Origin of the sequence: Akkermansia sp. UNK.MGS-1 (assembly GCF_000980515.1) — a bacterium.
GTDB classification, from domain to species: domain Bacteria; phylum Verrucomicrobiota; class Verrucomicrobiia; order Verrucomicrobiales; family Akkermansiaceae; genus Akkermansia; species Akkermansia muciniphila.
Map to the genome: position 1 here is coordinate 11,619 of NZ_LBCB01000011.1, position 22,932 is coordinate 34,550.

Consider the following 22,932-nt stretch of genomic DNA (forward strand, 5'->3'; position numbering starts at 1 on the left):
TTTCTCATCTTCACCATGAACATTACTTATCCGGATCTACCCATTTCCCGCCGCCGGAATGACATTCTGGCGGCAATGCAGGAGCACCAGGTCATTGTCGTAGTGGGGGAGACGGGATCCGGTAAGACTACCCAGCTCCCTAAAATGGCCATGGAGCTTGCCGGGGAGGCGCGGGGCAGAGTAGGGTGCACCCAGCCCAGAAGGCTGGCTGCTGCTTCCGTTTCCCGCCGAGTTGCGGAAGAATTGAACTGCGACCTGGGAGGTTTGGTGGGTTACCAGGTGCGCTTTGAGGAAAAAGCCGGGCCGGATACGCGCCTGAAGTTCATGACGGATGGGATTCTTCTGGCGGAAACGCAGCATGATCCGGATCTGCGCCAATATCATACCCTGATTTTGGATGAGGCGCATGAACGCAGCCTCAACATTGATTTTCTGCTTGGCTATCTGCGTCTTTTGCTGGGCAGGCGGAGAGACTTGCGGCTGGTCATCAGTTCCGCGACGCTGGATGCCGGTGAGTTTTCCGAATTCTTTGGAGGCGCGCCTATTATTCAAGTAGAAGGCCGCACTTATCCGGTGGATCTCCACTATCTGCCGCCGCTGCATGACGATGAGGAACTTCCGGCTCATGTGGCGCGTGCCGTGGATTGGCTGGATACTCTGGACGATCGCGGGGATGTGCTTGTCTTCCTTCCCGGAGAACGCGAAATACGTGAGGTGGCGGAAAAACTGAAAGGCCGGAATCTGAGAAATACGTGCATTCTGCCTTTGTTCGCCAGGCTGGGCCTGGCGGACCAGCAAAGGATTTTTCATCCGGAGCAGGGATACCGCCGCATCGTGCTGGCTACAAATGTGGCGGAAACGTCCCTGACAATCCCCGGCATCATTTATGTTATTGACTCCGGCCTGGCGCGCGTCAGCCGCTATAGCCCGGCACGTCAAGTGCAGCGGCTTCAGATAGAACCCGTCTCCAAGGCCAGTGCCCGCCAGCGCGCTGGCCGTTGCGGCCGTGTGTGCGAAGGTGTGTGCATCCGCCTGTACAGTGAGAAGGACTGGGAGGACAGGCCGGAATTTACGGATCCGGAAATCAGGCGCAGCGCACTGGCCGGGGCGCTGCTCCGGATGAAAGACCTAGGATTGCCAGAAATGCCGGAGTTCCCACTTCCGGATCCTCCTTCATCCAAACTGGTGACGGAAGGTTACCGCACCTTACGGGAGATCGGCGCTCTGGACAAAGCCCGGCAACTCACGCCCGTAGGCAGAAAGCTGGCGCGGTTGCCCATTGACCCGCGGCTGGCCCGCATGTTGCTGGAGGCTCAACATGAACAGGCCCTGCCGGAAATGCTGGTGATTGTAGCCGGCCTGGGCATCATGGATCCCCGTGAACGCCCTGCGGATGCCGCTCAGAAAGCGGACCAGGCCCACGCGCAGTGGAAGGAAGAAGACAGTGACTTCCTGTCTCTGCTTAAATTATGGAAGGCTGCATGGCAATTCCGGGAGGGAAGGCGCTGGCGCAAAAACCAGCTTCGGAAATGGTGCGGGAAAAATTTCCTCAATTTCAACCGCATGATGGAATGGTTCAATTTATGGGAGGATCTTTCCCGGTTGGTCAGGGAAACACTGAAATGCAAAATTTCCCCTTTGGAAGAAAAAACGGAGCGGCAGGCTTCCTTTGCCATGATTCACCGGAGCATCCTGGCGGGCGTTCCGCGCCAGTTCGGCCTCTGGGATGCAGACAACCGGGAATATCGCGGCGCCGGAGGACGTTCCTTCGGCATTTTTCCCGGTTCCGGCCTGTTCCGCCGTAAAAAAAGGAGTGAATGGGTAATGGGCGTGGAGTTGGTGGACACCACGCGCCTGTGGATGCGCCGCGCCTCCATTTTGGAACCGGAATGGGTGGAGAGAGTAGCGCCCCATCTGTGCGAATCACACTATTCCGGAGCGCGGTGGGACAGGGAGCAGGGGGCTGTTTACGCAGTGGAACGCGTCGTGTGCGGCGGCTTGCGCATCATTGATAACAGGCGTGTGCACTATGGCCGTATCAATCCCGCCCATGCGCGGGAAATAATGATACGTGAAGGCCTGTTGGGCGGTGGTTTCCGCACGAAACCCGCCTGTATCAGGCATCTGGAAACGCTCCGGGAAGATGTTCGGCAGATAGAGCTGAAGTTGCGCCGTCCGGACCAGGTCTGGTGTGAGGAAGGAGTTTTTGAATTCTTTAACAGGCTTGTTCCCCCGGACTGCTGTACGGCCAGGGCCTTTTTGCGGTGGGCCGCCGGTGTGGAGAAGAAAAATCCGGAAGCTCTGCATGTTCCGCCACAGGAAGCCATGTACGAATTCTGGGGGAAAGACCTGCTGGATGGTTTTCCGGATGAAATCACCTGTAAAGGAGCGGAATATGCCGTGTATTACCAGAATGATCCCGGCGCGGAAGATGACGGCGTGACCCTGGGCGTCCACATCGACCAGTTGCCGGATATTCCCGAATGGTTGCCGGAGTGGGGGGTTCCCGGCCATCTGGCCCAGCGGGCGGAATGCCTGCTGCGTTCCCTTCCCAAGGATTTGCGCGTCTTTCTCCAGCCTATCAGCCAAAAGGCCGCTTACTTTGCGGAACTGAGGCATGGCCTGGAACCGGATGGGCCGCTGGCAGGGAAACTGGCGGAATTTGTGGAAGTGGAAACGGGAAAATTTTGCGCGCCCTCCTTTTTTGATATGAACCGTCTTCCTGCGGAGCTGGTTACGAAAATATGGGTGTGCGATGATGAAGGGGAAGAGCTTGCCATGGGCACGGATGTTGCGGAACTGAATAACCGCCTGGGTAAAAAACTTTCCCGCCGGTTCCAGGAAACAGCGGAGGATATCGTGTCCGTAACCGGCATGAAGGAATGGAGCTGCGGAGATTTGGAGTACACGGTGGATGTGGTGGGAAGGCCGGGTTATGTGGCTCTGGTGGATGAAGGAGCATCCGTGGGCGTCCGGGTCTTTGAGGATGAACTGAGCGCTGCGGAATCCCACCGGGAAGGGTGCCTGCGTTTCATGCGCCTGCGCCAGACGGACCAGCTTAACCATCTCCGCAGAAAATTTCCGTTGAAGCTGGAAGGAAAGCTCTCTCTTCATATGCTCGGACGGGAGCCGTCTACCAATGCGGAAGACCTGGTGGACGTTGCCGCGGAGATAGCCATGGGCCGTCCTTTGCCGTGCACGGCGGAGCAATTCGCTGCTGCGGAAATGAATCTGCGCCAAAATCTTTTTGATGCGGCGCATAACGTAGCGGATATATGGGAACTGGTAGCGGGTACGGAACATGCCGTCAGGGACTTTACGGCGCTGCAAAAGGGCGTGCGCCATACGGAGCGCATCACGGCTGACCTTCAGCGCCAGCTTGACTGGTTGTTACGCCCCCGTTTCCTGTGGGCGCATGGAGCGGAACGCTTGCCGGATCTGAAACGGTACATGCAGGGAATTGCGGAGCGTATCAGACGCATCGGCCAGCAACCCCTTGCCAGGGAATTGGAACGCCTGGACCTCTTTGAACGCGTGTATTTTCCCTGGCATCAGGTTTTGAAGGAACATGCCGGAGACCTGCGCTGGATACAATACGGTTATTTGCTGGAAGAATACCGCCTGGCCATTTTCGCTCCCGCCATCTCCGTCAAGGGCCGCGTCTCCGAAAAACGTCTGGTGGCTTCTTTTGAGGCATTGTCAAGCCAGTAAAACCAGGACGGAGGCTGTTTACACAGGCGGCTTATCCGTCGCCTTTTTCTGAAATGGAGAGGGATACCCTCAGCCTGCTTGCGGAGGATGGTTTACAATCCCTTGGATAATTGGGCGAATTCAATCAAATTGGTTTCCTTGCCGAACAGGACCAGAATGTCATGGTCTTCAAAAACGAGATCCGGGGAAGGAGTGCCAATGACGGGAATGCGCGGTATGGACAGGATTTCCCGGCGCCCCTGCGGAGTCTGGGCCTCCCCGCGGCGGATGGTGAGCAGGTTGAGGTGGTGTTCCGTGCGCAGGCCCACATCCCGCAGGCGCTTGCCCACCCAGATGCGCGGCACGGCAATTTCCACGATGCTGTGGTTTTCGTCCATGGGGGAGACGCGCAGGAATTCCGGGGATTCCAACTGGCTGGCGAGCTGCTTGGAAGCTACGCGGGATAAGTTGATGAGCGCATATACGTTCATCTGGCTTAAAATGTGTTCGTGCACCGGACTCATGACGCGGGCGTAGATGTAGCGGACGCCCATTTTCTGAAGGTGCGTGACGACGAGAAGGTTTTCTTCAAAACTGTCTCCGATGGCGACAATGACGGCGGACTGGTCGTCCAGTTCCAACTCACGCAAAGCGGCCGGATTAGTGTAATCCGTCACCACGGCATAAGTCACCAGATCCTTGATTTGCTCCAATTCTTCATCTGTGGAGGCAACGGCTACTACTTCAATATTACGGGCGGAAAGTTCTGTGCAGAGTTCCTGTCCAAACTGGCCCAGGCCGATAACGGTGTATCTCATCATGGTATATTCAGGTTAACGGGATTTTGACGGATGGATAGCGGTAATGTCTCGGAGTAGGGGTGCCGGCCAGCGCAATGAGAAAAGCGAAAAGCCCCACGCGGCCGGCGAGCATGTTGACGATAAGAAGGTATTTGGAAGGGTCGCTTAAATCTGGAGTAATGCCCCGCGACACGCCTACCGTAGCAAAAGCGCTGCAGTTTTCAAAGAAGATATCCAGAGAGCTCATGGAGGGCTCCAGGGCGCAAATCAGGACGGTAAAGCAGCCGATCCAGGCGCAGGAGACCACCACGGTAATCACGCAGCGCGCTACGGTGCGCTGGTCGATGCGGCGGCGGAAAAATTCCACATGATCCCTGCCGCGGAGGATGCGCAGGATTTCCGCGCCTGCAATGGCGCAGGTAGTGGTTCTCATGCCGCCTGCCGTGCCGCCGGGGCTGCCTCCCACCATCATCAGACCGCACATAATGAGGCTGGCTGCGGGCAGATAGCGGCTGTAGTCGCTGATATTGAATCCCGCCGTGCGTGCCGTGACGCTGTCGAAAAGGCAAATCCAGAGGTGTTCCCCCAACGGTTCCGCGGCATGGGGAGAGGAAACGGCAAAGATGGCCAGAGCGCCTCCCGCCAGCAAAATCCCCGTGGAGATCATCACCAGTTTGAAATAAGGGGTCCACTGCATGTGCAGGCGGCGGTGTTTGGAAAAGAAGCGGTTTGCCAGGCGTGAATTGATTTCCTTGTAGATGCCGAATCCCAGGCCGCCGCATACGATCAGCGCCATGATGACCGCCTGCCCGCTGTAGCACAGGCGGATGCCCGGCTCCATCAAATTCATCGGGAAAGTTGAAAAACCAGCATTGCAGAAGGCGGAAACGGAGTGGAACAGGGAATGCCACCACAAAGGCTCCCCCATCAGGTTGATGTCCTTCCCTTCCCAGGAGAAATAAAGAAGGACGGCGCCGCACAGTTCGATGAACAGCGTACTGACCACAATAGTGGTGATAAAGGAGACGACGGCTCCCAGATTGTCTTCATCAAGCAGATCCGTCAGCAGCACGCGGTCCCTCAGGGAAAAACCCTGGCCTGCCACCATGGCTACGAAGTAGGCGAACGTCATGATGCCGAATCCGCCAATCTGGATAAGGGCAAGCGTGAACATTTCTCCCAGCGGGGTAAAAGTATGGGCAAAATCCACGGCGTTCAGACCGGTGACGCATACTGCGCTGGTGCTGGTGAACAGGGCATCCGTAAAACTGAGTGTAATACCCGGATATGTGGAATTAGGCAGCAGAAGCAATCCGGTGCCTGCCAGGATGACTACTCCCAGAGAAGCTACAAACTGCATGGCGGGGGCCATAAGAGGCCGGCCTTTTTTTTGCTTGCCCACCAGCCATTCAAAAATCCTGGTCAGGGACATCAGCGTGGGGATGGCAATCAGCCCGGCCGTAATCACCAGGCGGGAAAGCTCCGTGAACCTCATGTATCCCGCTTCCTGTTGTTCCCTGGCAATCAGGAGAAAAATCATGAGGCAGCTGATGATTTGGAAAATCAGGAGCCTCAGGGAAGGGCGGTTGATTTCCTTCCGGAAATAGGAACCCAGAATGCCCGTCAGGTGGCCCAGCGTGGCAACGGCTGCAATCAGCCGCGACCACTCATGTTCCGCCCGCGTCAGGGGCCACCCCAGCTCCCAGACCACCGCCCCCAGAAGAATGGCAATGCAGACGGCTGCAAGTTTGGTGAATCCCGAGCGTGTGGTGGTCATGAATGGAAATGCCTTATGCGGACTCTACCACCTGGACATGGAAAGAAAAGCTCTTAGGCCGTTTTATGCATGCGGGCGGGAAAGGGGCAGATGCCGCACTGCGTTGCTTCATGGCGGGGCAGGGCCGGCCGGAAAGTGAGTGGAATAGTGATATTGATGAATTTCAGTAAATTTCTCTTACCATGGATATGCGGGATGGAAACGCTGCCGAAGAGGGCCTTGGTCAAAAAGGGAACATGTTTATTAAAAGGCATCCCGCGGCAAGCCGTATTTTAGGCTTTTCCTTTGGCGGCGGTGATGGCTTGATAGGGCTGTGCTGGCTAAAAGAATCATTCCGTGTCTGGACGTAACGGACGGCAGGGTCGTCAAGGGGACCAATTTCATTAATCTGAGAGATGCCGGGGATCCTGTAGAATGTGCCAGGGCGTATGATGCCCAGCAGGCGGATGAACTTGTTTTTCTGGATATTACCGCTTCTTCCGATGGCCGTGCCACCATGGCGGACGTGGTGCGCCGCACGGCGGCATGTTGCTTCATGCCGCTGACGGTAGGCGGCGGCATCCGTTCCGTAAAGGACATGCGCGAAATGCTTCTGGCGGGTGCGGACAAGGTTTCCCTAAATACGGCGGCCATCAATAGGCCGGAGCTGATTAATGAAGGTGCGGCGGCTTTCGGCAGCCAGTGCATCGTCGTCGCTATTGACGCCAAGCGCCAGGCTTCCGGCAGGTGGGGCGTTTCCACCCATGGAGGCCGGAAGTTCGTGGGGCTGGATGCCGTGGAATGGGCTGTGGAGGCGGAACGCCGCGGAGCCGGAGAAATCTTGTTGACCAGCATGGATGCGGACGGAGCCAAAACGGGTTATGATATTGAGTTGACCCGCGCCGTAAGCAGTGCGGTGCGCATTCCGGTAATCGCCAGCGGGGGTGCGGGTAATTTGGATCACATGGTGGACGTGCTGGTGGAAGGGAAGGCGGATGCCGTGCTGGCGGCTTCCATTTTCCATTTCGGGGAATACACGGTGCCGGAAGCCAAGGCTTACTTTGCTTCCAGAGGAATACCCGTACGTCCTTTGGCGGAGTAGCGGAAACAGCTTTTCTTTTGAGAGAAAATGAAATTCCGGCGCGTAATATGCGTATGCGCTGTCTTTTTTTTCCTCTATGTTCCGTTATTGCCTTAACGTCTTTTGTCCAGGCCCAGTCCCTGGAAAGGCATCCCCTGTATGAACCCGCCCTTGTTTCCGCAGGAACTCCGGGTGATGCAGGTAATTTATTTGCCGGGGCCAAAGTAACCGCTTCCGGTCATTACGGCAGTGACCGTCCGGAACTGGCCGTGGACGGGCAGACGAATAACGCCGGCAAATACTGGGGTTGCGAGGGCATTCCCGTTTGGCTCCAGATAGATATGGGAAAGCCCCGGACGCTTTCCGCCTTGCATGTATGGCCCTATTGGGAGGGAGGGCGCATTTACAAATATAAAATAGAAGGTTCCGAAGACGGAAAAAACTGGAAAATGTTGGCGGATCAGTCTTCCAACAGCATTGCCGCCACTCCGGAAGGCGTTCCCTTCAAATTCAATCCGCAGACGGTCCGTTACGTTAAAATCACTTTTTTAGGCAATAGCGCCGGCAATGAAAAGGGGGGACATCTGGTGGAAATCAAAGGGTACGGACCCGATGCCGCCCTGAGCCTGCAGGCTGCAGCGGTGAAGGATTATGACCGTATTCCTTACAACGGCGCTCCCGGGCAGGAAATGCTTCAGGATGCCGTGCGTCTGTTCGGCTGGAGAGGCGAACGCGCCGGCGGGCAGATTGCCGTCTGGTCTTCCCAGGCGCAGCCCCAGTTATCGGCCTCCTGCGCCGGGGTAAAAAACGCTGCCGGACAGATTATTCCTGTCCGGACTGCCATGATACGCTACACCAGGGGGGGCAACAGGCTGATTTCAGATATCATCGGCAGCGAAAACAGCTGCGATTTGCAAGCCGGAGGCGTGCGTCCGGTATGGGTGGAGGTCAATATCCCCCCGTCTGCCAAACCCGGCGTGTACAAAGGAAAAGTGGTAGTTTCCGCAGAAAGCGGCTCTCCCGTCAGTGTGCCGGTAATTCTGGAGGTGGCGCCGGAATCCCTCCCTGCTCCCGCGCATTGGCAAGTTCATCTGGACTTGTGGCAGCATCCGCAGGCCGTGGCCCGCTGGCATGATGTGGAACCGTGGTCTCCGGAGCATTTCGCACTGATGAAGCCGGTGATGAAAAGGCTGGCGGATGCCGGGCAAAAGGCCATTACATGCTCCCTGATTGATGAAGCCTGGAATGCCCAGACTTATGACTGGTTCCCGCCCATGATTGAATGGGTCAAGGGCAAAAATGGAACCATGCGCTGGAATTACGCCAATTTTGACAAGTGGGTTTCCTTCATGATGAACGAGGTGGGCGTCAAGGGGCAGATATCCTGCTATACCATGATTCCCTGGAACATGAAAATCCGTTATCTGGATGAGGCGACCGGAAAGTACAAATTTCTGGATCTTAAGCCGAACGATCCCTCCTATGAAGCTATCTGGGGGCCTTTCCTGACGGATTTTCGCAAGCACGTCAAGAGCAAGGGCTGGCTGGGCAAAACCTGCATCGGGCTGGATGAACGGCCGGACGCTATGGTCAGGGCGGCCAAGAATGTACTGGACAAGTATGCCCCGGAATTCAAAATCGTTTCCGCCGTCAATCGGCCTACGGCCATGACCCGGGACGTTTATGACGTCTCTCCTGTAATTGACCATGCAGGCACGGTCACGGGCGATCTGCTGGCGCAGCGCAAAAAGGAGGGAAAAAAGACGACGTTCTATGTCTGTGTCCATCCCAAAAAGCCCAACACCTTCACTATTTCTCCGCTGGCGGAGGCGGAATGGCTTCCCCTCTTTGCCGCCGCCAATCATTTGGACGGCTTTTTGAGATGGGCTTATAATTCCTGGAACCGCAATCCGTTTGAAAAGACGGATTTCGGGAACTGGCCCGCGGGAGACTGCTACCTTGTTTATCCCGGCAATCTCAGTTCCCTGCGGTTTGAAAAACTCCGGGACGGACTGGAGGAATTTGAAAAGGTCAATATCCTGCGCGCCCGCGCCGCAAAAAATCCTAAGGCGAAAGCTGCCGTAGCCCGCATGGATGAAGAGCTTTCCAAGCTCTTTACCGTGGAAAAAAGCCGCGGGGATTCCCATGAGGAAGACGTGCGGAAAGCCCGTGAAATTATCCGTAAAACGACGGAAATTTCCCGCTGACCTTTCTTGCGAGAAAAAGGGAAACCGCTGTATTTCCATGTCTTTCCGGAGGTTCGGTTAAGCTCCGGAAAGGGGGGAGGATCAGCGGTTTTCTCTTTGGTATTTCGATCCCCATTCCGCCATGGAGGCCAGGACGGGGCGCAGACTGCGCCCCAGTTCCGTAAGAGTATATTCCACGCGCGGAGGTACTTCCGCATACACCTTTCGCGTAAGCAGGCCGTCCTTTTCCATAGAACGCAGGTTCGCAGTCAGAACTTTCTGCGTCACAGGCCCAATGGATTTGCGGAGTTCTCCAAACCGCCGGGTGCCTTCGAGCAGATCGCGGAGGATGAGCACTTTCCAGCGGGAGGAAATCAGTTGGAGAGTAGTTTCAACAGGGCATGATGAATTGTAGTAAGTCATTTAGTTTACGCAATGGTTTCTTTCAGGAATTCAGGTTACTATTTTCTGCCTACTTTACAGAAAGAATGTTGCCGCCTATTTTAATAGGTACTTGCCGTTACGGCAAGCAGAACAGATAATGCCATGAACAAGATCATCATTGCCAATTACAGGGAGACGGAGCCTCAGGTTATCAGCCGGGAGGGCAATTCCTTTGCGGTAAAGCCCGTCATTCGGGAAGCGGATGCCGGAAAATGTGCGGCCAGTTTCGTGGAAGTGGAGCCGGGGAGGTACGCCTATGGCTACCATTATCATGAAGTGAATGAAGAGGTATTTTACATCATTAGGGGCCATGCCGTTGTGCGTACGCCTGAGGGTGAAAAGAATTTAAAAGAGGGGGATGCGATTGTATTCCCCGCCAGCCCGGAGGGAGCGCATGTTATCCGCAACGGATCCGCTACGGAAAAGCTGGTCTATCTGGATGTGGGCACTCGCCTGACGCCTGATGTGGTGCACTTCCCGGATACGGCATCCGGAATGGTATATTTCTCCTCCGGTGTGCACCATTTTCGGGAATCTTGAAGCAGCATCCCTGTTTTAAAGCCTTTTTCCGGTTTTTCCACCGGCGCGGTCCGCAGGAAAGCGGGCCGCGCTCCTATGGGGAGGAAGGTGTGAGAAAACAGTATTCCCTTGGCCGCATGAGATGCCCGTCTTTACCTTGGACATGGCTGGCAGCAAAGGCTGCGGTTCCTTGAAGGCCTTCAAAACCTCCATGCGGAAATTAACCCGTATAAGGTGAGATATATTAAAACCCGGCCTTGCAGCAAGGTGTGCCCCTTTTTTGTGCTGCGGGGGAAGGATGAATTCTCCGGTTTTCAGAAAGGGAAAGTACTGGCGCAGGAAGCCTGCTTGCGTGGCTGTATGGCGGGGCGGAAAGGCAGTCCCCTCCCCGAAATATTCATGGTTTGTTTTTCATGAAATCCGGCAGTAAAAAACGCCCCTGCCGGATAAGCCGGACAGGGGCGTTGAAATTAAGCGGCCTGTACCTTATTCCGCAGGTTTGTCGGAACCCATGCCGGCAATGCTTTGGTACAGGTTCCAGCGGTGCCAGACATCCTTCTGGGCTTCTTCAAGGAGTTTTTCGAATCCTTCCTTATTGGTCTTCGCCAGAAGCTTGAAGCGGTTTTCGCTGAGCAGCACATCGCGCAGATCGCCTTTCGGGCCTTTGCCTTCCACAATCAGCGGATTCTTGCCCTGGCGGGCCAGGTCCGGATTATAGCGGTAAAGCAGGACTCGGCCGGAATCCACCCATGCCTTCTGCTGCTGCAGGCCCTTGGCCATATTGATGCCGTGGGAGATGCAGTGGGAGTAGGCGATGATGAGAGCCGGGCCGTCATAGGCTTCCGCTTCCACAAAGGCTTTCAGCGTGTGTTCGTCCTTGGCGCCGAGAGCGACGGAGGCCACGTACACGTTGCCGTAAGTCATGGCCATGAGGCCCAGATCCTTTTTCACTCCGGGCTTGCCGGTCGTGGCGAATTTGGCTACTGCGGCGCGCGGGGTGGATTTGGAGCACTGGCCGCCGGTGTTGGAGTATACTTCCGTATCCATGACCAGCACCTTCACGTTCCGGCCGCTGGCCAGAATGTGGTCCAGGCCGCCGTAGCCGATGTCGTAGGCCCAGCCGTCGCCGCCCAGAATCCACACGCTCTTGCGGACAAGTTTATCCGCAAGGGCCAGGAGGCGCGCGTATTCCGGCTTGCCGGCGATTTTCTTCTTGAGTTCTTCAATGTTTTCACGCTGCTGGGCGATGTCTGCTTCATCCTTCTGCGGATTAGCCAGTATCCGATCCACCAGTTCCTGGCCCACGGCACCGGCAGCTTCATGAAGAAGCTCAATGGCGTGTTCCATCTGCTTGTCCAGGGAGACGCGGAAGCCAAGACCGAATTCGGCGTTGTCTTCAAACAGGGAGTTGGCCCAGGCGGGGCCGCGCCCTTCAGAGTCATGGGACCACGGGGTGGTGGGCAGGTTGCCGCCGTAAATGGAGGAGCAGCCCGTAGCATTGGCGACCACCAGGCGGTTGCCGAAGAGCTGGGAGAGCATTTTTACATACGGGGTTTCACCGCAGCCGGCACAGGCGCCGGAGAATTCGAACAGCGGGCGCAGCACCTGCATGGAGCGGATGTTGTCCGTTCTTACCTTGGTGCGGTCCACGTCCGGAAGGCTCAGGAAGAAATTCCAATTGGCTTCTTCCTTGTCGTGAATCTTCCCGGCCGGGACCATGGTCAGGGCCTTGTGCGTCGGGTCCGTCTTGCTCTTGGCCGGGCAGACGTCCGCGCAGAGCGTACAGCCCGTACAGTCGTTCGGGGAAATCTGGATGACGAATTTCTCTCCCTTCCAGTCCGGATGCTTGGCATCCAGGCATTCAAACCCTTCCGGAGCGTTTGCAAGAGCATCAGGAGAGAAGAATTTGCTACGGATAACCGCGTGCGGGCAGACGGCGGTACACTTGCCGCACTGGATGCAGAGGGTCGGATCCCATTCCGGCAGATCCAGGGCCAGATTGCGTTTTTCGTACTGGGACGTTCCGTTCGGGAATGTGCCGTCCACGGGCATTTGGCTGACCGGGATGCTGTCGCCTTCACCGCACATCATCTTGCCAAGGACGTTTTGTACGTAGTCCGGAGCGTCCGGGGACATGGCGGGCGGAATGGCGTGTCCGTTTACAGTTTTTCCGGTTGTGTCCACCTGGTGCAGGTTTTCCAGCGTGGCGTCCACGGCGGCGATGTTTTTGTCCACCACTTCCTGGCCCTTCTTGGCGTAGGTTTTGGCAATGGCCTTCTTGATGTAGCCGATGGCTTCATCCGCGGGAATCACGCTGGCCAGCTTGAAGAAGCAGGTCTGCATAATCATATTGATGCGGCCGCCCATGCCCGTTTTGCGGGCCACGGCAAAAGCGTCAATCGTGTAGAGCTTGATGTTCTTGTCCAGAATCTGCTGCTGCATGCGGGCGGGCAGCGTGTCCCAGAGCTTGTCCGCCGGGTGCGGGCTGTTCATCAGGAAAGTGGCGCCGTTGGCGGCATTCTTCAGGAAGTCGAACAAATCCAGCAGGGAAGGCTGGTGCAGGGCCAGGAAGTTTGCCTTGGTGATCAGGTATGTGGATTTGATCGGACGGGGACCGAAGCGCAGGTGGGAAATGGTGGAGGACCCCGATTTCTTGGAGTCATACACGAAGTAGCCCTGCACATACAGGTTCGTATGCTGGCCGATGATCTTGATGGCATCCTTATTGGCGCCCACGGTGCCGTCGGAGCCGAGGCCGAAGAACATGGCCCGCGTCACGTCGTCCGCTTCCGTGGAATAATCTTCATCATACGGGAGGCTGGTGCCCAGTACGTCGTCGTTAATGCCGATGGTGAAATGATTCTTGGGAGTGTCCAGAGCCAGGTTGTCATAGACGCCCTTGACCATGGCGGGGGGGAATTCCTTGGAGGAGAGGCCGTAGCGTCCGCCTACCACCTTGGGCATGCCGTTGGTGAAGGGCAGCGTGCCGTTGGCCTGGGCGTCGAAGAGGGCCTGGATGATGTCCTGGTGGAGCGGTTCTCCTTGGGAGCCGGGTTCCTTGGTGCGGTCCAGCACGGCGATTTTCCTGACCGTAGCGGGTAGGGCCTTGACGAGTTCGGCGGCGGGGAATGGGCGGAACAGGCGCACCTTCAGCACGCCTACCTTGGCGTTTTCCCGGGTCATCATGGCTTCTACCGTTTCTTCCACAGCTTCAGCGCCGGATCCCATCAGGATAATGACGCGTTCGGCGTCCGGAGCGCCGGTGTAATCCACCAGATGGTAGGAACGGCCGGTAAGTTCCGCGAATTTGTCCATGGCGTTCTGGACAATAGCCGGAGTGGCTTCATAGAAACGGTTGACCGTTTCACGTCCCTGGAAGTAAACGTCCGGGTTCTGGGCAGTGCCGCGCAGAACGGGAGCATCAGGAGTCAGGGCTCGTTCCCGGAAGGAATCCAGCCATTCCTGCTTAATCATGCCGTTCAGGGTATCGTCCGTGATGTCTGCAATCTTGCCGATTTCGTGGGACGTGCGGAACCCGTCAAAGAAATTGATGAAAGGAATGCGGGATTCCAGTGTAGCGGCGTGGGAAATAGCGGCGAAGTCCGCAGCTTCCTGAGTGGAGGAGCCGCACAGCATGGCCCATCCGCAGGAGCGGGCGCTCATCACGTCGCTGTGGTCGCCAAAAATGGAAAGGGCCTGGTAAGCCAGGGACCGGGCGGCTACGTGGAACACGGCGGGAGTCAGTTCCCCTGCGATTTTGAACATGTTCGGGATCATCAGCAGGAGCCCCTGGGATGCGGTGAACGTAGTTGCAAGCGCTCCGGTCTGGAGGGCGCCGTGAACGGTGCCTGCCGCGCCGCCTTCACTCTGCATTTCCACTACGGAGGGAACGGTGCCCCACAGGTTCTTCCTGTTGACAGCGGCCCAGCTTTCAGCTGATTCACCCATCGGAGAAGATGGTGTAATGGGGTAAATGGCAATGACTTCAGAAAAACGATAGGCTACGGAGGCTACGGCTTCGTTAGCGTCAATCGTGCTGTAAGTTACGGTTGTCTGATCACTCATAAGTCTGCACGGATAGTATATAATTGATAAATAAGGTGCGTCTTAACGGGAACATTTATAACATGTCTGGTGCCAAAGGTAAAAGCAATTATGCGTATGTGGGGATTTGCCGGCCATTTTTTAATAATAAGACCAGTTTTGTTTCAATTCCTTTGAATATCGTGCTTTATGTGGTTCTGTCCAGGCTTTTTGCAAAATGGCCGGAATACTGGGGCATGTTCCGGCGTCCGGCTTCCGAAAAAGGGGGGGGAGGAACCTTCGGGTCAAAACCGGCCGCCAAAAATGTCCCCTCTGCCTGACAATGCGCTAGCCAAAACGGAAGCAAGCCTTTAGAATCCCCGCACTATGTCCGAACAACAGCAGGCACATCCGACTACGACGGAATCCGAACTTATTGCCGTGCGCCGCGACAAGCTCGCCAAAATCCGTGAGCTGGGAATTGACCCCTACGGCGCAAGATTTGACGTGACCACCACTCCCGCCGGATTGAAAGCCGATTTCCAGGAAGACAAACAGGTAGCCGTCGCCGGCCGCCTTCTGGCTATTCGCGACATGGGCAAATCCCAGTTTTTCGTCATTGGGGACGTACGGGGAAAAATCCAGGGGTTCCTGCATAAAAATGAGGTGGATGAAACCACCTGGAAGCTTTGGAAGCTCCTGGACCGCGGGGACTGGGTCGGCATCAGGGGAACCACGTTCCTGACCCGTACCGGAGAACCTACCGTAAAGGTATCCGGACTGACCATTCTTTCCAAAAGCCTCCGCCCCCTGCCGGACAAGTGGCACGGGCTGGCGGACAAGGAGGTGACCTACCGCAAGCGCCACCTGGACCTCATTTCCAATGAGGAAAGCGCCTCCCTGTTCGTGACGCGCTCCCTCATGATTGCGGAAATCCGCCGCTTTCTCCAGGAACGCGGTTATCTGGAAGTGGAAACCCCCATGCTTCAGGATGTGGCCGGTGGGGCCGCCGCCAAGCCGTTTGAAACGTACCATAACGCGCTGGATATGCCGCTGACGCTGCGCATTGCCCCGGAGCTTTTCCTCAAACGCCTGATGGTGGGCGGCTTCACGAAAATTTTCGAACTCAACCGCAGCTTCCGCAATGAAGGAATTGACCGCCGCCACAACCCGGAATTCACCATGCTGGAAGCCTATTGCGCCTGCGGTGATTTTGAAACCATGGCGAATATGGTGGAGGAGCTCATCTGCCATCTGGCGGAAAAATTCTGCGGCGGCCTTCAGATTGACCACAAGGACGCTGAAGGCAATGTTCTTTACACAATCGACCTCAGCCGTCCCTGGAAACGCGCCGACTACCAGGACCTGATCCGGGGCGTGGCAGGGGAAGACTGGTTTGACATTTCCCCCGAAGCGCGCCGCGCCCGCTGTGAAGAGCTGGGAGTGGAAATCAGCCCGGATATGAAAGATGTGGATGTTTCCCAGCAGGTGTATGAAAAACTGGTGGAGGAAAAGACCATGAACCCCTGCTTTGTTACCCACGTGGCCAAGGACTTGGTTCCCCTGGCCAAGCTGAACCGGGAAAATCCGGACGTAGTGGATGTATATGAACTGGTGATCAACGGGCAGGAAATTTCCCCCGGCTATTCGGAATTGAACGATCCTGACGTGCAAAAGGAACGCCTGGAGCACCAGGCTGCCGGGGAGACCCAGCGTGTGGACTATGATTTCATTGAAACGCTGGAATACGGAATGCCCTCCGCAGGCGGCATCGGCATCGGCATCGACCGCGTCGTCATGATGCTGACGGGGGCCTCTTCCATCCGTGACGTGCTGCTCTTCCCGCAGTTGAAACGTAAGGACAGTTAATCCGAACCACCGGCCGCATGGCTCCCCGCACCCCGGATATTCTGGACTGCGCTTCCGCCCAATGGATCGGCAAACGCCGCGAGCAGGAAGACGTGGTTAAAAGTCTTCCCGCCGCCGGCGGGATGCTGGGCATCGTGTGCGACGGCATGGGAGGGCATCTTCGCGGAGATTGCGCCTCCTGTGTGGTGGCGCAGGAATTTGCTGCGGTATTTGCGGAAAGCGGCATCGAGGATATCCCGGAACGTTTAACGGCGGCTTTGCATGCTGCCAACAGGGCGTTGGCCGCCATTCAGAAGGAACCGGAGGAATCCGGAACCACATTGCTGGCCGTCTTCATCCGCGACCATTTCCTGTGGTGGATCAGCGTGGGAGACTCCCCCCTGTATTTATGGAGCGGAGCGGACAGCTTTCGCATGGACCGTCTGAATGAAGACCATTCCATGAGACCGATTGCGGATTGCCTTTACCGGAAGGGGAAAATGTCACTTCAGGGTGCGCTTCGGCAGCGTTGCATTCTCCGTTCCGCCGTTATGGGCGGTCCCATGGAACTGGTGGACATCAGCGCCATGCCCCTGCTCCTGCATCCGGGAGATGCGGTGCTGGCATGCTCGGATGGCTTGCAGGTTTGGAGCGAGCTGTTGAGAGAACCTTCTTTCCTGGCTCTTCAAAAGGCCAGGGATTGTTCCAGCAGGGAGCTGGTGGGGATCATTATGGAACAGGTGAAGGATATGCTGGAGCCCCAGCAGGATAATGCCTCCGTCTGGGCTGCCGTCATGCGGAAACCCTGCGAGGGCGGTAAATAAGCTTATTCCGGCGAAGGAAGTGCGGGAGCATGGTTCTGGGCGGGCGGGAAAATGTTCGCGCTGTTCTTATTGCGCCTTAAACAGGGCTTTTCCGCAGACCGGGGCACGGAGAGCCTTGAAAATGAGGATCTGGAGGAGGCTGTCAGGTATGGTGTTCTTTTACGGGAGCAACCCCTCCGGAAAGAACCGGGCCGGAGGTGATTTCCCCATTGTCATTTGACCGGCGGGGGATTAAAATGCACTCCGCACAACATGATTGCCTGGATAGTTTTCTATTACCTGATCGGAGCGATTCCGTTCGGCTACCTTGCCGGCAGAATCAGAGGGATTGACCTGAGGCAGCAGGGTTCCCGCAACATAGGCGCTACCAATGCGTGGCGCGTACTGGGCTGGAAGTGGGGCCTTTCCGTTTTCATTCTGGACTTCTTAAAGGGGTTCATCCCTGTGTTCGGCGCCTTGAACTGGCTGCCGTTCCTGACGGGGGATGCGGGCGGCTGGGATTTCAATGTCTTGGTAGTTCTCTCCTGTTTCGCTGTTATACTCGGTCATACTTACACCTGTTTCCTGGGATTCAGGGGAGGAAAAGGCGTAGCGACAACCGCGGGGGTTTTATTTGCCCTCAATCCGGTGGTGGCTTGCGTAGCTCTGGCTTCTTGGCTGGTGGTTATGGGAATCTCCGGCATCGTGTCCCTGGCCAGCCTGGTGGCCGCTGTGGTGATGATCGCCGCCGGATGGTGGATTTATCCGCTTTGCCAGGACGGGGATGTCTCCCCCCAGATACTTTACGTCGCCTTTTTCACGGTGGTAGGCGCACTGGTGATTCTCAAGCACCGTTCCAATATCGCAAGGCTTCTCAACGGAACGGAGCACTCCTTCTATTCCAAAAAGTCCAAGTAAGATGATGAATCGGTTACATAAAATAGCAGTCATTGGAGCCGGTTCCTGGGGCACGGCCCTCTCCATGGTTCTGGCGACCCGGGAATGTGAAGTCGTCCTGTGGACGCCGGAAGAGGCTCAGGCCAGGCAGCTTGCCGAAACAAGACGCAGCCCCGTCCTTTCGAAAACCGCCCTTCCCCTGGCCCCCAATATCCATCCTACTTGCGATCTGGGCCAGGTGAAGGATGCGGAACTCATTGTAGTAGTGGTACCTTCCGTGGCCATGCGTTCCGTGGCCCAGCGGCTGCGCAGCCTGCCGGTGCAGCCGGATGCCGTCATTGTCTCCTGCACCAAGGGCATTGAACAGGGAACCCATAAAAGAATGACGGAAATCCTTCAGGAATATCTGCCCTCCAACCCCATAGGCGTGCTTTCCGGTCCCAATCATGCGGAAGATATCTGCCTGGGCCTTCCGTCCGCCTCCCTGATTGGATTTGAAGATCCGAAGTATGCGGATTGGGTGCAGCAGATATTTGCATCCAAAACCTTCCGTGTTTATTCCGCTACGGACATTATCGGCATGCAGCTGGGCGGAACCATTAAGAACGTCTTTGCCATCGGGGCCGGCTTATGCGAAGGGCTGAACCTGGGGGATAACGCCCAGGCCGCTTTGCTGACCCGCGGCCTGGCGGAAATGACGCGCATCGGCGTGGCCAGCGGAGGCCGCAGGGAAACCTTCATGGGCCTTTCCGGAGTAGGCGATTTGATTGTTACCTGCTATTCCCGCCACTCCCGCAACCAGACGGTGGGGCGGAGGCTGGCGGAAGGGAAAAGCCTCCAGGAAATCCTGGATACTCTGGGAATGGTGGCGGAAGGGGTGCCCAACACGCTTTCCGTCTATGAAATTGCACGGGAGCTGGATGTGAGGACGCCCCTGATTGACGCCGTTTATTCCGTTCTTTATGAGTCCAAACCTCCTATGGAAGCACTTGCGGAACTCATGACGCGTGACCCCCGGCCGGAGTCAGATTGATTTTCTGTTTTTTTGAGTTGCTTTTCCTCGACAAATTATACTATATAAACAATCAGTATGAAACGTGCCATCATCTCAGCTCTTTTTGCCGCCGGCGTCCTTGGCGTCGCCAGTGCGGACATTCAGGCTCCCCCCGCTTCCGAATACACCCCCACCCGCAAGCTGGGCCGCGCCATCGCCAACCTTATTTATTCCGTTGAAGAAATCCCGCTGGGAATCATCAACTGGACGAGCCGCGAGGGGGATTATGCCGGTTTTTCCGTAGGCATTGTTGATGGCACCGCGACCATGTTTGAGCGCATGGGCTACGGAATCTATGAACTTGTCACCTTCTGGGCTCCCACTTACAAATGCACGTACAAGCCTCCTTATCAGGGACGTTGCGGCATGAGCGGCCTTAAGGAATACAATCCCAATGGCGGTCTGAGCGAATTCCCTGCGGAACTCGGCTTCCAGAGCTACTACAAGTATTCACGCCAGCAGCGTGACTAAGGTCGGCCTGTTAAAAATTTCAAAAGGGCTGTCCGCTTGCTTGCGGACAGTCCTTTTTTCATACCGTGGCCCTGACAATAGCCGCCATTGACGGGGAAGGGAGGAAAACGTATTCTTCCATGCCGGAAAGGCTTCCATATCATGAATAAAACCGCTGCTTTCATTGGCTTGGGCGCTGCCGTTTGCATAACAGCTCCCTCATTTGCCCAGGACTCCCATCTTTCCCTGACCAGACAGAGCGTTGCCAGCATGCATGAAATTACGGCAGCCTTGGATAAGGTGACGGATGAACCCGGAGCTGCCGCTGCTGTGGAAACAGTTAAAAAAGTGCGCAAAAAACTGCTGGATCTTGGAAAAAGGCAGCTGGAACTTCCCGGTGCCACACTCCAGGAGCAGGCTCAGGTTTCTGCCCAGATGACGGAAGTGCAGAAAATTTCCGACGAATTGGTAAAATCCCTGGCCCGTTTAAAAAAGGAAGGACTGCTTACGCCCGATTTGCAAAAAGCCCTGGCGGATTTGCGGTCTGTTCAGACGGAACTGGCGCAGGCTTCCCGGGACAAGGCTGAGCAGGCGGAGCCGTTCCCGGAGGATGCAGAGGGCAATACGCATGAAACCCTGCTGGTCAAAACTGTGGATGAAGTCAAAAAGCTTGATGATTCCCTGGCCAAGGTAAGGGATGAAGAAACCGGCAAGGCTGCTGTGGAACAGATAGGCCGTTACCGGGCGGCTTTGCTGGACGTTGCCAGGAAACAGGCCGCCCTGCCGCCCCTCACCCGCAACCAGCAGGCCAAGCTGATGGGAGTACAGCAGCAGCTTGTGGAAATGATGCAACCCATTGTCAAGCATGTGACGGCCATCATGCTTTCTCCGGATGCTTCCAAGAACCTGAAGGAAGCAGTGAATTCCCTTTCCGAATTACCTAAGGAAGTTCAGAAAATCCGTGAAGAGGCGGCTAAGTGAACTTTTTAAAGGATGCGTCCTTTTGGGCTGGTCAAAAAATTATAATTGTTCTAAATTGGCTGTCCTGAAAAATGCGCCCGGTTTTTAGTGAAACAGATCTCAATGAACGCCCCTTCCTGGTCTTCTGGGAAGTGACGCGCGCTTGCGCGCTTGCGTGCAGGCATTGCCGCGCTGTCGCCCAGCCGCGTCCGCACCCGGATGAATTGACTCATGAGGAGGCATTGCGCCTGATTGACCAGTTGGCGGAACTGCGGCCTCCCATGCTGGTGCTGACGGGCGGCGACCCGGTCATGAGGCCGGATATTCTGGAATTGGTCCGTGCGGCTTCCGGCAAAGGGCTGCATGTAGCATTGAGCCCGGCTGCTACCGCCCGGCTGCTGCACACGGATTTCCGTGCATTGAAAGAAGCTGGAGTCCAGAGCATGTCATTGAGCCTGGACGGCGCGCATGAGAGCACCCATGACGCCTTCCGCGGCGTCCCCCACACATATGAACGGACTCTCCGGGCTGCGGAAATGGCGAAGGAAGCCGGCATGCATTTGCAAATCAACACCACCATCACCAAGAGCACACTGGGCGAATTTGACGACTTTGTGGAGCTGATGAAAAGAATGAAGCCGGGCATGTGGAGCGTATTTCTTCTGGTGCCCACAGGCCGCGCCGCCATGGATGAAATGCCTGCGGCGGAAGAAGTGGAAGCCATCTGGAAGAAACTGAGCAGGATAAGCCATGAGGTATCCTTCGGCGTTAAAACTACGGAAGGGCACCATTATCGCCGCGTGGCGCTTCAGGAAGCCCGCGCTCAGGGAAGCAAGCCCGCCCGCCGCGCCATTCCCACCCGGGACGGCAAAGGCATTATGTTTATTTCCCATACCGGGGAAATCCAGCCCTCCGGTTTTCTTCCCATGACGGCAGGAAACGTCCGGACGGATGACCCTGGAGAAATCTACCGCACGCATCCTCTTTTCCTCAAGCTCCGGGATGACAACGCGTTGCAGGGCAAATGCGGGCGGTGTGAGTACCGTACTATCTGCGGAGGTTCCCGGTCCCGTGCTTATGCCGTTTACGGAGACATGATGGCGGAAGACAACCTCTGCCCTTATCAGCCCAGGCTTTCACAACACCATGATTAATATTACCAGACTTTGGACAGGGGCGGAACAGCCCGCGGACCATTTGAGATACGGGCAGGGCCACGGGCACGGCCGTTTTGCAGGGGGCGCCGCGGAATCCTGTGCGCCGGCTTCGTCCCGTATGCGCAAGCCCATTGTGGTCTGGAACATTACACGCACCTGCAATCTCAAATGCGTACACTGTTATGCGGATGCTTCTGCCCGGAAATTTAAGGGAGAGCTGGATTGGGAGCAGTGTTGCGCAGTCATTGATGATTTGGCGGACTACAAGGTGAACGCCCTCCTTTTTTCAGGAGGGGAGCCGCTGGTGCATCCTCGTTTTATGGAACTGCTGGAACGTGCCACCGGGAAAGGGCTGAAAGTGACCATTTCCACAAACGGTACCCGCATCACGCCGGAAGCTGCAGCGCGGTTCAAGGAACTGGGCGTGGCGTACGTAGGCATTTCCCTGGACGGCATTGGCGCTGTTCATGACAAATTCCGCGGTGTGGAAGGTTCTTTTGAGCAGGCGGTGCGTGGGTTCAGGCTTTGCAGCGAAGTGGGGCAGAAGACGGGCCTGCGCCTGACGCTGACCCGCAACAATGTGCAGTGCATGGGCCAGATTTTGGACTTTATTGACGCCAACGACATCCAGCGCGTCTGTTTTTACCATCTGGTTCCCACTGGCCGCGGTGTGGAAGTGCAGACCCTGACTCAGGAAGAAGCGCGGAATGCCATGGATACGCTGATTGCCCGTGTGGAGGAATGGAAAGCGGAGGGAAAAAACCGTGAGGTGCTGACTGTGACCCAGCCTGCGGACGGCATTTACCTGCTTCTGCGCCAGCTCCGGGAAGGTTCCCCCCTGGCGAAGGAAACCCTTGGCCTGCTCCAGTGGAATGGCGGCGGCGCGAACAGTTCCGGCCGGGGCATCGCCAACATTGACACGCAGGGAGCCGTGCATCCGGACCAGTTCTGGCAATCCGTTACTCTGGGTAACGTGAAGAGTGACCGGTTTTCCGATTTATGGGATGCCAGGGCCGGAGCTGCGGTGGAAATGCTGCCTGAGCTGCGCGGCTCTGACGACCCTCTGGAACGGCAGAAAAAAATTGAAGGCCGTTGCGGCCGCTGCGCTCATTTCGCCCTGTGCGGCGGAGGTTTCCGTACCCGTGCCGCGTTTGCCCATGGGCACTGGTACGGATCAGATCCCGGCTGCTATCTGACGGAAGAGGAAATTTCCACCCCCTTGCCGGAAATCAGGTAATGATGTCCCCGGCTTCATTCGCCGGAA

Annotated in this window: 17 protein-coding genes; 13 read left to right on the plus strand and 4 right to left on the minus strand. The window is 56.4% G+C overall.

All coding sequences use genetic code 11. The features are described 5' to 3' along the window. Positions 1-15 precede the first annotated feature (15 nt). Positions 16-3,711 (plus strand): ATP-dependent RNA helicase HrpA, encoded by a 3,696-nt coding sequence (gene hrpA, locus WW58_RS06725; protein ID WP_215836869.1) that lies wholly within the window; start codon positions 16-18, stop codon positions 3,709-3,711. A gap of 92 nt (positions 3,712-3,803) precedes the next feature. Here hrpA and WW58_RS06730 read toward each other — a convergent pair whose 3' ends face one another. After that, positions 3,804-4,511, minus strand: coding sequence for a potassium channel family protein (locus WW58_RS06730; protein ID WP_046436412.1), 708 nt, complete (start codon positions 4,509-4,511; stop codon positions 3,804-3,806). Positions 4,512-4,518: 7 nt separating this feature from the next. Continuing rightward, on the minus strand, positions 4,519-6,267 hold the full coding sequence (locus WW58_RS06735; protein WP_046436414.1) for a TrkH family potassium uptake protein: 1,749 nt from the start codon (positions 6,265-6,267) through the stop codon (positions 4,519-4,521). 182 nt (positions 6,268-6,449) lie between these two features. Between WW58_RS06735 and WW58_RS13195 the strand changes: the two genes are divergently transcribed. The 3 genes from WW58_RS13195 to WW58_RS13200 are packed head-to-tail and all read left to right on the plus strand — an operon-like array spanning position 6,450 to position 9,534. Further along, positions 6,450-6,617: a hypothetical protein gene (locus tag WW58_RS13195; protein ID WP_153816598.1), complete on the plus strand. Its 168-nt coding sequence runs from the start codon at positions 6,450-6,452 to the stop codon at positions 6,615-6,617. Continuing rightward, on the plus strand, positions 6,581-7,348 hold the full coding sequence (gene hisF / locus WW58_RS06745; protein WP_046436419.1) for an imidazole glycerol phosphate synthase subunit HisF: 768 nt from the start codon (positions 6,581-6,583) through the stop codon (positions 7,346-7,348). The genes WW58_RS13195 and hisF overlap by 37 nt, the downstream gene beginning before the upstream one ends. Before the next feature lie 53 nt (positions 7,349-7,401). Further along, positions 7,402-9,534: a glycoside hydrolase domain-containing protein gene (locus WW58_RS13200; RefSeq protein ID WP_180974155.1), complete on the plus strand. Its 2,133-nt coding sequence runs from the start codon at positions 7,402-7,404 to the stop codon at positions 9,532-9,534. Positions 9,535-9,615: 81 nt separating this feature from the next. Here the strand turns inward: WW58_RS13200 and WW58_RS06755 are convergent, their stop codons facing one another. Further along, positions 9,616-9,936: a winged helix-turn-helix transcriptional regulator gene (locus WW58_RS06755; RefSeq protein ID WP_012419850.1), complete on the minus strand. Its 321-nt coding sequence runs from the start codon at positions 9,934-9,936 to the stop codon at positions 9,616-9,618. A gap of 123 nt (positions 9,937-10,059) precedes the next feature. Here WW58_RS06755 and WW58_RS06760 point away from each other — a divergent pair, with 123 nt between their 5' ends. After that, positions 10,060-10,497 carry a cupin domain-containing protein gene (locus tag WW58_RS06760; RefSeq protein ID WP_046436420.1) on the plus strand — a complete coding sequence of 146 codons (438 nt, stop codon included), beginning with the start codon at positions 10,060-10,062 and terminating at the stop codon, positions 10,495-10,497. A gap of 465 nt (positions 10,498-10,962) precedes the next feature. On the opposite strand, the gene nifJ is transcribed toward WW58_RS06760, so the two are convergent. Beyond that, positions 10,963-14,541: a pyruvate:ferredoxin (flavodoxin) oxidoreductase gene (gene nifJ / locus WW58_RS06770; protein ID WP_046436424.1), complete on the minus strand. Its 3,579-nt coding sequence runs from the start codon at positions 14,539-14,541 to the stop codon at positions 10,963-10,965. A 345-nt stretch (positions 14,542-14,886) separates the two neighbouring features. On the opposite strand from nifJ, the gene lysS reads away from it, so the two are divergent. The 8 genes from lysS (at position 14,887) to WW58_RS06820 (ending at position 22,905) form a co-directional block, all read left to right on the plus strand. Beyond that, the gene (gene lysS, locus WW58_RS06780; protein WP_022198152.1) at positions 14,887-16,368 is read left to right on the plus strand and encodes a lysine--tRNA ligase; all 1,482 of its coding nucleotides are present in this window, start codon (positions 14,887-14,889) and stop codon (positions 16,366-16,368) included. Positions 16,369-16,385: 17 nt separating this feature from the next. Next, entirely contained in the window at positions 16,386-17,171 is a 786-nt protein-coding gene (locus WW58_RS13205) for a PP2C family protein-serine/threonine phosphatase (RefSeq protein ID WP_022198151.1), read from the plus strand. Between the two features lie 252 nt (positions 17,172-17,423). Continuing rightward, the gene (gene plsY, locus WW58_RS06795) at positions 17,424-18,068 is read left to right on the plus strand and encodes a glycerol-3-phosphate 1-O-acyltransferase PlsY (protein WP_012419845.1); all 645 of its coding nucleotides are present in this window, start codon (positions 17,424-17,426) and stop codon (positions 18,066-18,068) included. Between the two features lies 1 nt (position 18,069). Continuing rightward, a complete protein-coding gene (locus WW58_RS06800) occupies positions 18,070-19,080 on the plus strand; it encodes an NAD(P)H-dependent glycerol-3-phosphate dehydrogenase (protein WP_046436431.1) in 1,011 nt (336 codons plus the stop codon). A gap of 57 nt (positions 19,081-19,137) precedes the next feature. After that, on the plus strand, positions 19,138-19,572 hold the full coding sequence (locus tag WW58_RS06805; protein WP_046436432.1) for an exosortase system-associated protein, TIGR04073 family: 435 nt from the start codon (positions 19,138-19,140) through the stop codon (positions 19,570-19,572). 141 nt (positions 19,573-19,713) lie between these two features. Next, the gene (locus tag WW58_RS06810) at positions 19,714-20,532 is read left to right on the plus strand and encodes a hypothetical protein (RefSeq protein ID WP_046436434.1); all 819 of its coding nucleotides are present in this window, start codon (positions 19,714-19,716) and stop codon (positions 20,530-20,532) included. A 71-nt stretch (positions 20,533-20,603) separates the two neighbouring features. Further along, the gene (locus tag WW58_RS06815; protein ID WP_046436436.1) at positions 20,604-21,665 is read left to right on the plus strand and encodes a radical SAM protein; all 1,062 of its coding nucleotides are present in this window, start codon (positions 20,604-20,606) and stop codon (positions 21,663-21,665) included. After that, on the plus strand, positions 21,658-22,905 hold the full coding sequence (locus WW58_RS06820; protein WP_046436438.1) for a radical SAM protein: 1,248 nt from the start codon (positions 21,658-21,660) through the stop codon (positions 22,903-22,905). Before WW58_RS06815 ends, WW58_RS06820 begins: the two co-directional genes overlap by 8 nt. Positions 22,906-22,932: the final 27 nt, after the last annotated feature.

Bases quoted from the DNA above. Each gene is read 5' to 3' on its own strand.
- WW58_RS06815 (WP_046436436.1), top strand. From the start codon at position 20,604: ATGCGCCCGGTTTTTAGTGAAACAGATCTCAATGAACGCCCCTTCCTG.
- WW58_RS06800 (WP_046436431.1), top strand. From the start codon at position 18,070: ATGATGAATCGGTTACATAAAATAGCAGTCATTGGAGCCGGTTCCTGG.
- WW58_RS06805 (WP_046436432.1), top strand. From the start codon at position 19,138: ATGAAACGTGCCATCATCTCAGCTCTTTTTGCCGCCGGCGTCCTTGGC.
- WW58_RS06820 (WP_046436438.1), top strand. From the start codon at position 21,658: ATGATTAATATTACCAGACTTTGGACAGGGGCGGAACAGCCCGCGGAC.
- hrpA (WP_215836869.1), top strand. From the start codon at position 16: ATGAACATTACTTATCCGGATCTACCCATTTCCCGCCGCCGGAATGAC.
- WW58_RS06735 (WP_046436414.1), bottom strand. From the start codon at position 6,267: ATGACCACCACACGCTCGGGATTCACCAAACTTGCAGCCGTCTGCATT.
- nifJ (WP_046436424.1), bottom strand. From the start codon at position 14,541: ATGAGTGATCAGACAACCGTAACTTACAGCACGATTGACGCTAACGAA.
- WW58_RS06730 (WP_046436412.1), bottom strand. From the start codon at position 4,511: ATGATGAGATACACCGTTATCGGCCTGGGCCAGTTTGGACAGGAACTC.
- WW58_RS06810 (WP_046436434.1), top strand. From the start codon at position 19,714: ATGAATAAAACCGCTGCTTTCATTGGCTTGGGCGCTGCCGTTTGCATA.
- WW58_RS13195 (WP_153816598.1), top strand. From the start codon at position 6,450: ATGGATATGCGGGATGGAAACGCTGCCGAAGAGGGCCTTGGTCAAAAA.
- WW58_RS13200 (WP_180974155.1), top strand. From the start codon at position 7,402: ATGCGCTGTCTTTTTTTTCCTCTATGTTCCGTTATTGCCTTAACGTCT.
- WW58_RS06760 (WP_046436420.1), top strand. From the start codon at position 10,060: ATGAACAAGATCATCATTGCCAATTACAGGGAGACGGAGCCTCAGGTT.
- lysS (WP_022198152.1), top strand. From the start codon at position 14,887: ATGTCCGAACAACAGCAGGCACATCCGACTACGACGGAATCCGAACTT.
- WW58_RS13205 (WP_022198151.1), top strand. From the start codon at position 16,386: ATGGCTCCCCGCACCCCGGATATTCTGGACTGCGCTTCCGCCCAATGG.
- plsY (WP_012419845.1), top strand. From the start codon at position 17,424: ATGATTGCCTGGATAGTTTTCTATTACCTGATCGGAGCGATTCCGTTC.
- WW58_RS06755 (WP_012419850.1), bottom strand. From the start codon at position 9,936: ATGACTTACTACAATTCATCATGCCCTGTTGAAACTACTCTCCAACTG.